Below are 9,894 nucleotides of genomic sequence, written 5' to 3'. Positions count from 1 at the left end.
CGCCAGTTGAATAGCGGTTGCAGTGGCTTTTGACGCGGGTGTGGCTGTGGTGGCCGGTTCAAACGGAAAAGACATAGCGGTATTCGCCTACGCAAAGGGTATGCGTCAGCGGCGAACGGGTAGGCGGTGACAGCGCCGCGTCCCTTGCGTATACTGTTCTTACTCGATTCCGCCTATTCCGTCGCTACTGACAGAATAAAAGAGACCCGCTAGATAATGACTATCAGCGGGTTTTCTCTTTTCTGAGTACAGAATTTTCATCCGCTGGCTTGTCCCGCCAGGCTCTTAATAGACCCGCCTTGTTCATCATGTAAATCGCTCCGCATTGGCTAAAAAAGTTGGTGGTGGTTCGGCTAGTACATTGCCAGCCGATACCGAAAAAGGGTTAAGGCGTCATCATACCGCAGTTGGATTAGACTCGTCAGCTTTAGCCTTCCAGGCGCGATATTCCCGCAGCACATTAGCGCCGCGCAGTTCAGCGCCATTGCTTGACCGGTAGCCGTCGGCATTTAACCGTCGAGCTATATCAGCGCCGGTCAGACCATCGGCCAGCATTTCAGCCACCAGCATCATCATTGCAGTCCGGCCAGAATCCACACACACAGTGTTGGGTGCACTGGCGTCGGTATCCGCAACAACAACCGGTGTCTGTGTCTCTTGTTCCGGCATTGCGAACATATCGGCGGTCTCTGGTTGCGAGTCTGGCATATCCGCAATTATTGCGGTTTTGCTTTCCCGCAATCCCTTCTCAATTAACTGCGTCGCCAGTTCATTGATACCGACGCCACACAATGCCGCTTCCTTCACGAACTCCCGGCGCAGCCCGACCGGTAGCCAGACCGTCAATGCGGCGTGTCCGGCAATGGTCAGCCGTTCCCGGTGTCGTTCGCCGCGTCGCCGGTTCGCTTCTCTGGTTCGCGTTGCCAGTTCGTCATTGCTCAATTTCCGCATGGCGTTGTCTCCCATACCGTTTGAAGTAACGATTATTGTATCCCGATAGCGTTACAAAGAACAGCGTCAAAGAACCGTCATAAGTACCCGTGATAAGTACTGATAATAGACATTATCTTGAATTTCCGCTTTCGAGGGTAGGTAAACAGCGGCTTGCCGGGCGGGTTAACCGTGATAATTTTTATTAGGGTTTATCAGCGGGAAACGTCCCGACGTCGGGACGTTGTCAGCGGTTGTCAGCGACTGTAGGTTTTCGTAGGTTTTGACGCGACGTTGCGCGACCGTAGTGTTTTGTAGGGTTTTCCGGTCAGCGCCAGTACCAAGTTTTACCAAGTTTTCCGGCTGGTAATGGCGAAGGCTGAGTTCGCCAGTTCGTTCGCCACTTCGCGCAGTTGAGTTCGCGACGTGGTGCGCGAAACTCGCGAAATTACGCGCTACAGACTGCGTAACGCCGTGCGTAATTTCCAGTTTTGTCTAGCAGTTCGCCGCCGTAACCTTATCAAAACTTAACCTTTTGACGGCTGGCTAAGACTGCCAGAACTGCCGCGCTAAGACCGCATTTATCCCGCCTATCGTTCTGTTCTATCAGACGAAACAGACTGCTAGAACAGCCCGGAATAGCGCCCGTCAGCGGCTTCTATCTAGGGATACCGCCACTGGTTTCCCGGTCTCTGTATATCGGCAATAACTCCACGCCAGCCGTCTTTATGCCGTGTTTTCCGGGTTTCGCCATCCCGGCAATGCCCACGGTTCCCGCACGGTGATAACAGCGGTCAAGATGAGATAGTCCCTGGTCAGCGCCGCCGCTTGCTGGTATGCGCTTTCCCGGTCTGCGTACCAGCCGTTGATGACCCGCAACCGGTCATCATCCAGGCGATGCGCGATGCCGTGATACTCCACTGGTGGCCTTCTCATAGCGCCGCCTTGAAGGTCGTACAGCGATGCCTTGCCAGCGCGAAATAACCGCCTTGACCGGCTTCGCATAGCCGCCAGGCAGCGAGTTCATCGCCGGGTAATGCGCGGCGACCGTGGCGACAATCCAGACAGCGAACCGTCCCGGCCATAACCGGCGCAACCCAGACCGGATAACCCCCCCCTGTGTCTGTGCTTTCCGGCAAACCTACAGACACAGGTGGGTGTGCTGCCGTGTCCGGCGTGACCCGCATAACCGTAGCGTCAAAGGTCTTCACTATCTCGGCTACATGGCCGCTGTCGGCGACCAGCGCAGCAACAAGCGCCGCCTTGTTCGCCGCTATCCACTGCCGTTGCACTGGCGTCAAACGGTCAGCCGGCGATACCCGCAACCGTCCGGCAACCACTTGAACCGAGAAGCCAGCCGCTATCATGCGCTGTAACGCTTTCGCTACTGACCCTTTAACGGGGGTTAATTCATGATGGTATAAGATACCGTCAAGACACCTACTTTCGTGCTGCGTGACAGTGACAGCGTCGGTGTCGGCTTCCATCAAAATTCTTCCCAGTTTCCGCCATCGCTATCCGTCACAGTCCCGCCGCCGCCGGAACCCGGCTTTTTATCCGTAACTCCGTCACAACCCGCTTGTGGACTGGCAGAACTGGCGCTTTCGTATCCGCCACAATGCCGGTCTGTTACGGATGCGGAATAGGGACTTTCGCTAGACGTGGCCTTGCTTGTGACGGTGTTACGGATAGAAGGTAGGTATCTGGCGAAGGCGTCCCTAAAGTCCGTGACCGTGTAGCCTTTCGCGGTCGTTGCGGATACGCGGATGGTCTGCGGAATAATGCCGTAGGGTTTCAGTAGTCGGGAAAGGTGACGTGCGGTCATTCCCTTACCCTTTGCGAACGTGACCCACGGCGCATCATCAATCCCGGTCAGATAGATGAGAATGTCCGTGGTGGTGTGGTGCTGCATCGTGGGTCTGGCGACAAAGTACTGCTCCAGGTCAGTCAGTAGCTGCACACCCAGACCGGCATTTCCGGCGTCATTGTCCGCGCCGCCAGACAACGCCAGCGCAGTTGACCGCGCCAGCCGTGACCATCGTTCGCTACCCAGGTCAGCGATGGAAAGGAGTGGCTCCCAGTTGTCCGCAGCACGGTCATTCAGCGCCTCCGGAATGTCCGGCCTTGCCTTGCCGATAGATGCGCCGTGGTCAAGCGAGAAGCGAAAGCACTTTGCGGCCAGCCGTTCAAAGTGTTCTTCATCGGCATGGCGCAACTTCTCAACCTTGTCCGTCGGCAAGCGTCGGCGCAGTTGAATTTCTACAGACCTATCAGCCAGTGTCGAATACTTCCCTTCCAGTTTTCCGATCAACGCGACGGCTTTAGCACCCCAGGTTGAAAACTGGCGTGGTTCCAGTTCATCGCCGGCGACCCGGATAACATAGGCGGTGTCTCTGGTATGACCGCTGTTGAGAATGCCGCGCAATTCATCGCCGCTTTCACCGAGAAAACTATCGGCTTCGTCTATCAGCAGTGTCGGCGACCAGGCGTCTATGGTTCTGAATATCGCCGCCGCTGTGATATTCGCGGCCAGCATCGGCTTTTCCACAACCCGATATAGCCAGCCGAGTAGCGTACTTTTTCCACATCGCTTCTCTGGACTGGTAATAGCCAGTGTCGGCGCAATATGACCATAGGAAACGACGCAGTAGGTATAAACGACCCATAGCGCAATAGCTGGTGCGGCGTGGTCTGGCAACGACATAAACCGCTGGACGCTGGATGTCAGTTCGTTCAGCAGTTCGCCGATATTGACCGGGTCTGACCACGGCGGAACTTCACGAAAGCACATTGCTTTGCCGCCGCCGGTTTCGACTTTATCGCCGCGAGCTTCTTTAACCAGCTTGTCCAGGGTGTCAGACCGGATGCCGAGCCGTTGCGCCGCCGCGCCGCGCTGCCGGTCATAGTCCAGCAGGTTCAGCGCCGCCAGCCGGTCTATTTCCGCGCCATCGCTACTGCCGTCATCAATATCCGGGTCATCATCGGGAAGACAAAACTCGTCGGGAACTTCGCAGTTATCTGGGTCTGGAATGTTCCGACTATCCGGGTCTGGCCGTGGTGGTTCGTCAACAACAACACCGGTGTCTGTGGATTTTTGACCCTGGCGCGGCTTCGGGTCTTCAAACTTCCGACCGTCCCATTTCGCCGCCGCCGCCTTGACTGTGGCGACCCGATACGAATCCGTGTCCTTATCCCGCTGGTTCCACTTCCCGCATTGCGACCCGTCAAGCCAGCCTGCAACGGTCTGTTCGTCGCCATCGGCGAACGTCATTAGCCGCAACGCCAGTGCAATTTCAGCGGTTGACCGGTCGCCATATTTCCCGGTGTCGCCGCCATACAGCGCCGCTATCGTGGGATTTTTTAGCGCCGCCGCCAGCCGGTCTGAAGGATTACAGACACAGTTGTGTGTGTCCGTGCTGGCCGTCCTGGCCTTGCTGGTGGCCTTTGCTGGTGGCCGCATATAAAGGCGGTGGAGTTCATCAAGCTGGCTTTGCATCGCCGCCAGCGCCTTCGGGTGACCATCGACAGCATTACCCGTGACCGTCATATAGCGCGGCCCGCCACCGGTATAGAGTTCAAGCCAGCGCGGATCTGAGTGTCCGTCCCGTTGTGGCTTCCCGTGGCAGAACAGCCGGTATCCAGTACCCGACGGCGATATTTCCGCGTAGGTGGTCTGGAATGCGGTCAGTAGGTCAACAGCTTTCGGGTCTGTGTCGCCGGTCTCTGGGTCTATGACGTGGTCAGCATCTATCGCAGTCAGTCCCAGGTCTGGCGTCAAGGCCAGTCCGATACCGGCCAGTTTCGGGTCTGACTGGAACCGCGCCAGCGCAACATCAAAGGTTGACCACGTCGCCGGGTCATTGGACTTCCCGGCATTGCCGGTCTTGGCGTCTATGGGTGGCTTCGTGACCCGCTTGCCATCGTGACCATACCGCCAGCACACCCATTGCGGGATAGCCTTCAAGGCGTCGGGTATGCGGTCTGGGTCAAACGCTGCGCGGCTGGTGGAGGTCAGCACCGCCAGTTGAATAGCGGTTGCAGTGGCTTTTGACGCGGGTGTGGCTGTGGTGGCCGGTTCAAACGGAAAAGACATAGCGGTATTCGCCTACGCAAAGGGTATGCGTCAGCGGCGAACGGGTAGGCGGTGACAGCGCCGCGTCCCTTGCGTATACTGTTCTTACTCGATTCCGCCTATTCCGTCGCTACTGACAGAATAAAAGAGACCCGCTAGATAATGACTATCAGCGGGTTTTCTCTTTTCTGAGTACAGAATTTTCATCCGCTGGCTTGTCCCGCCAGGCTCTTAATAGACCCGCCTTGTTCATCATGTAAATCGCTCCGCATTGGCTAAAAAAGTTGGTGGTGGTTCGGCTAGTACATTGCCAGCCGATACCGAAAAAGGGTTAAGGCGTCATCATACCGCAGTTGGATTAGACTCGTCAGCTTTAGCCTTCCAGGCGCGATATTCCCGCAGCACATTAGCGCCGCGCAGTTCAGCGCCATTGCTTGACCGGTAGCCGTCGGCATTTAACCGTCGAGCTATATCAGCGCCGGTCAGACCATCGGCCAGCATTTCAGCCACCAGCATCATCATTGCAGTCCGGCCAGAATCCACACACACAGTGTTGGGTGCACTGGCGTCGGTATCCGCAACAACAACCGGTGTCTGTGTCTCTTGTTCCGGCATTGCGAACATATCGGCGGTCTCTGGTTGCGAGTCTGGCATATCCGCAATTATTGCGGTTTTGCTTTCCCGCAATCCCTTCTCAATTAACTGCGTCGCCAGTTCATTGATACCGACGCCACACAATGCCGCTTCCTTCACGAACTCCCGGCGCAGCCCGACCGGTAGCCAGACCGTCAATGCGGCGTGTCCGGCAATGGTCAGCCGTTCCCGGTGTCGTTCGCCGCGTCGCCGGTTCGCTTCTCTGGTTCGCGTTGCCAGTTCGTCATTGCTCAATTTCCGCATGGCGTTGTCTCCCATACCGTTTGAAGTAACGATTATTGTATCCCGATAGCGTTACAAAGAACAGCGTCAAAGAACCGTCATAAGTACCCGTGATAAGTACTGATAATAGACATTATCTTGAATTTCCGCTTTCGAGGGTAGGTAAACAGCGGCTTGCCGGGCGGGTTAACCGTGATAATTTTTATTAGGGTTTATCAGCGGGAAACGTCCCGACGTCGGGACGTTGTCAGCGGTTGTCAGCGACTGTAGGTTTTCGTAGGTTTTGACGCGACGTTGCGCGACCGTAGTGTTTTGTAGGGTTTTCCGGTCAGCGCCAGTACCAAGTTTTACCAAGTTTTCCGGCTGGTAATGGCGAAGGCTGAGTTCGCCAGTTCGTTCGCCACTTCGCGCAGTTGAGTTCGCGACGTGGTGCGCGAAACTCGCGAAATTACGCGCTACAGACTGCGTAACGCCGTGCGTAATTTCCAGTTTTGTCTAGCAGTTCGCCGCCGTAACCTTATCAAAACTTAACCTTTTGACGGCTGGCTAAGACTGCCAGAACTGCCGCGCTAAGACCGCATTTATCCCGCCTATCGTTCTGTTCTATCAGACGAAACAGACTGCTAGAACAGCCCGGAATAGCGCCCGTCAGCGGCTTCTATCTAGGGATACCGCCACTGGTTTCCCGGTCTCTGTATATCGGCAATAACTCCACGCCAGCCGTCTTTATGCCGTGTTTTCCGGGTTTCGCCATCCCGGCAATGCCCACGGTTCCCGCACGGTGATAACAGCGGTCAAGATGAGATAGTCCCTGGTCAGCGCCGCCGCTTGCTGGTATGCGCTTTCCCGGTCTGCGTACCAGCCGTCGATGACCCGCAACCGGTCATCATCCAGGCGATGCGCGATGCCGTGATACTCCACTGGTGGCCTTCTCATAGCGCCGCCTTGAAGGTCGTACAGCGATGCCTTGCCAGCGCGAAATAACCGCCTTGACCGGCTTCGCATAGCCGCCAGGCAGCGAGTTCATCGCCGGGTAATGCGCGGCGACCGTGGCGACAATCCAGACAGCGAACCGTCCCGGCCATAACCGGCGCAACCCAGACCGGATAACCCCCCCCTGTGTCTGTGCTTTCCGGCAAACCTACAGACACAGGTGGGTGTGCTGCCGTGTCCGGCGTGACCCGCATAACCGTAGCGTCAAAGGTCTTCACTATCTCGGCTACATGGCCGCTGTCGGCGACCAGCGCAGCAACAAGCGCCGCCTTGTTCGCCGCTATCCACTGCCGTTGCACTGGCGTCAAACGGTCAGCCGGCGATACCCGCAACCGTCCGGCAACCACTTGAACCGAGAAGCCAGCCGCTATCATGCGCTGTAACGCTTTCGCTACTGACCCTTTAACGGGGGTTAATTCATGATGGTATAAGATACCGTCAAGACACCTACTTTCGTGCTGCGTGACAGTGACAGCGTCGGTGTCGGCTTCCATCAAAATTCTTCCCAGTTTCCGCCATCGCTATCCGTCACAGTCCCGCCGCCGCCGGAACCCGGCTTTTTATCCGTAACTCCGTCACAACCCGCTTGTGGACTGGCAGAACTGGCGCTTTCGTATCCGCCACAATGCCGGTCTGTTACGGATGCGGAATAGGGACTTTCGCTAGACGTGGCCTTGCTTGTGACGGTGTTACGGATAGAAGGTAGGTATCTGGCGAAGGCGTCCCTAAAGTCCGTGACCGTGTAGCCTTTCGCGGTCGTTGCGGATACGCGGATGGTCTGCGGAATAATGCCGTAGGGTTTCAGTAGTCGGGAAAGGTGACGTGCGGTCATTCCCTTACCCTTTGCGAACGTGACCCACGGCGCATCATCAATCCCGGTCAGATAGATGAGAATGTCCGTGGTGGTGTGGTGCTGCATCGTGGGTCTGGCGACAAAGTACTGCTCCAGGTCAGTCAGTAGCTGCACACCCAGACCGGCATTTCCGGCGTCATTGTCCGCGCCGCCAGACAACGCCAGCGCAGTTGACCGCGCCAGCCGTGACCATCGTTCGCTACCCAGGTCAGCGATGGAAAGGAGTGGCTCCCAGTTGTCCGCAGCACGGTCATTCAGCGCCTCCGGAATGTCCGGCCTTGCCTTGCCGATAGATGCGCCGTGGTCAAGCGAGAAGCGAAAGCACTTTGCGGCCAGCCGTTCAAAGTGTTCTTCATCGGCATGGCGCAACTTCTCAACCTTGTCCGTCGGCAAGCGTCGGCGCAGTTGAATTTCTACAGACCTATCAGCCAGTGTCGAATACTTCCCTTCCAGTTTTCCGATCAACGCGACGGCTTTAGCACCCCAGGTTGAAAACTGGCGTGGTTCCAGTTCATCGCCGGCGACCCGGATAACATAGGCGGTGTCTCTGGTATGACCGCTGTTGAGAATGCCGCGCAATTCATCGCCGCTTTCACCGAGAAAACTATCGGCTTCGTCTATCAGCAGTGTCGGCGACCAGGCGTCTATGGTTCTGAATATCGCCGCCGCTGTGATATTCGCGGCCAGCATCGGCTTTTCCACAACCCGATATAGCCAGCCGAGTAGCGTACTTTTTCCACATCGCTTCTCTGGACTGGTAATAGCCAGTGTCGGCGCAATATGACCATAGGAAACGACGCAGTAGGTATAAACAACCCATAGCGCAATAGCTGGTGCGGCGTGGTCTGGCAACGACATAAACCGCTGGACGCTGGATGTCAGTTCGTTCAGCAGTTCGCCGATATTGACCGGGTCTGACCACGGCGGAACTTCACGAAAGCACATTGCTTTGCCGCCGCCGGTTTCGACTTTATCGCCGCGAGCTTCTTTAACCAGCTTGTCCAGGGTGTCAGACCGGATGCCGAGCCGTTGCGCCGCCGCGCCGCGCTGCCGGTCATAGTCCAGCAGGTTCAGCGCCGCCAGCCGGTCTATTTCCGCGCCATCGCTACTGCCGTCATCAATATCCGGGTCATCATCGGGAAGACAAAACTCGTCGGGAACTTCGCAGTTATCTGGGTCTGGAATGTTCCGACTATCCGGGTCTGGCCGTGGTGGTTCGTCAACAACAACACCGGTGTCTGTGGATTTTTGACCCTGGCGCGGCTTCGGGTCTTCAAACTTCCGACCGTCCCATTTCGCCGCCGCCGCCTTGACTGTGGCGACCCGATACGAATCCGTGTCCTTATCCCGCTGGTTCCACTTCCCGCATTGCGACCCGTCAAGCCAGCCTGCAACGGTCTGTTCGTCGCCATCGGCGAACGTCATTAGCCGCAACGCCAGTGCAATTTCAGCGGTTGACCGGTCGCCATATTTCCCGGTGTCGCCGCCATACAGCGCCGCTATCGTGGGATTTTTTAGCGCCGCCGCCAGCCGGTCTGAAGGATTACAGACACAGTTGTGTGTGTCCGTGCTGGCCGTCCTGGCCTTGCTGGTGGCCTTTGCTGGTGGCCGCATATAAAGGCGGTGGAGTTCATCAAGCTGGCTTTGCATCGCCGCCAGCGCCTTCGGGTGACCATCAACAGCATTACCCGTGACCGTCATATAGCGCGGCCCGCCACCGGTATAGAGTTCAAGCCAGCGCGGATCTGAGTGTCCGTCCCGTTGTGGCTTCCCGTGGCAGAACAGCCGGTATCCAGTACCCGACGGCGATATTTCCGCGTAGGTGGTCTGGAATGCGGTCAGTAGGTCAACAGCTTTCGGGTCTGTGTCGCCGGTCTCTGGGTCTATGACGTGGTCAGCATCTATCGCAGTCAGTCCCAGGTCTGGCGTCAAGGCCAGTCCGATACCGGCCAGTTTCGGGTCTGACTGGAACCGCGCCAGCGCAACATCAAAGGTTGACCACGTCGCCGGGTCATTGGACTTCCCGGCATTGCCGGTCTTGGCGTCTATGGGTGGCTTCGTGACCCGCTTGCCATCGTGACCATACCGCCAGCACACCCATTGCGGGATAGCCTTCAAGGCGTCGGGTATGCGGTCTGGGTCAAACGCTGCGCGGCTGGTGGAGGTCAGC

General features: G+C 57.0%; 6 protein-coding genes. All 6 read right to left on the bottom strand.

What is annotated here, in order from left to right:
• Nucleotides 1-396: 396 nt before the first annotated feature.
• A complete protein-coding gene (locus V9G42_00065; GenBank protein MEI2757803.1) occupies nt 397-966 on the bottom strand; it encodes a hypothetical protein in 570 nt (189 codons plus the stop codon).
• 690 nt (nt 967-1,656) lie between these two features.
• On the bottom strand, nt 1,657-1,851 hold the full coding sequence (locus V9G42_00060; protein ID MEI2757802.1) for a hypothetical protein: 195 nt from the start codon (nt 1,849-1,851) through the stop codon (nt 1,657-1,659).
• Nucleotides 1,852-2,416: 565 nt separating this feature from the next.
• Entirely contained in the window at nt 2,417-5,023 is a 2,607-nt protein-coding gene (locus V9G42_00055) for a DUF3631 domain-containing protein (protein ID MEI2757801.1), read from the bottom strand.
• 321 nt (nt 5,024-5,344) lie between these two features.
• Complete coding sequence (locus V9G42_00050; GenBank protein MEI2757800.1) at nt 5,345-5,914, bottom strand: hypothetical protein; 570 nt, start codon at nt 5,912-5,914, stop codon at nt 5,345-5,347.
• Between the two features lie 690 nt (nt 5,915-6,604).
• Nucleotides 6,605-6,799, bottom strand: a complete 195-nt coding sequence (locus V9G42_00045; GenBank protein ID MEI2757799.1) for a hypothetical protein — start codon at nt 6,797-6,799, stop codon at nt 6,605-6,607.
• Nucleotides 6,800-7,364: 565 nt separating this feature from the next.
• On the bottom strand, nt 7,365-9,894 hold a 2,530-nt coding region (locus tag V9G42_00040; protein ID MEI2757798.1), incomplete at its 5' end, for a DUF3631 domain-containing protein.

The sequence above is a fragment of the Bacteroidia bacterium genome (genome assembly GCA_037045145.1).
Taxonomy (GTDB): Bacteria; Bacteroidota; Bacteroidia; order AKYH767-A; family OLB10; genus OLB10.
Note: the sequence above shows the minus strand (reverse complement) of the source record. Positions and strands in the feature narration are given on the sequence as shown.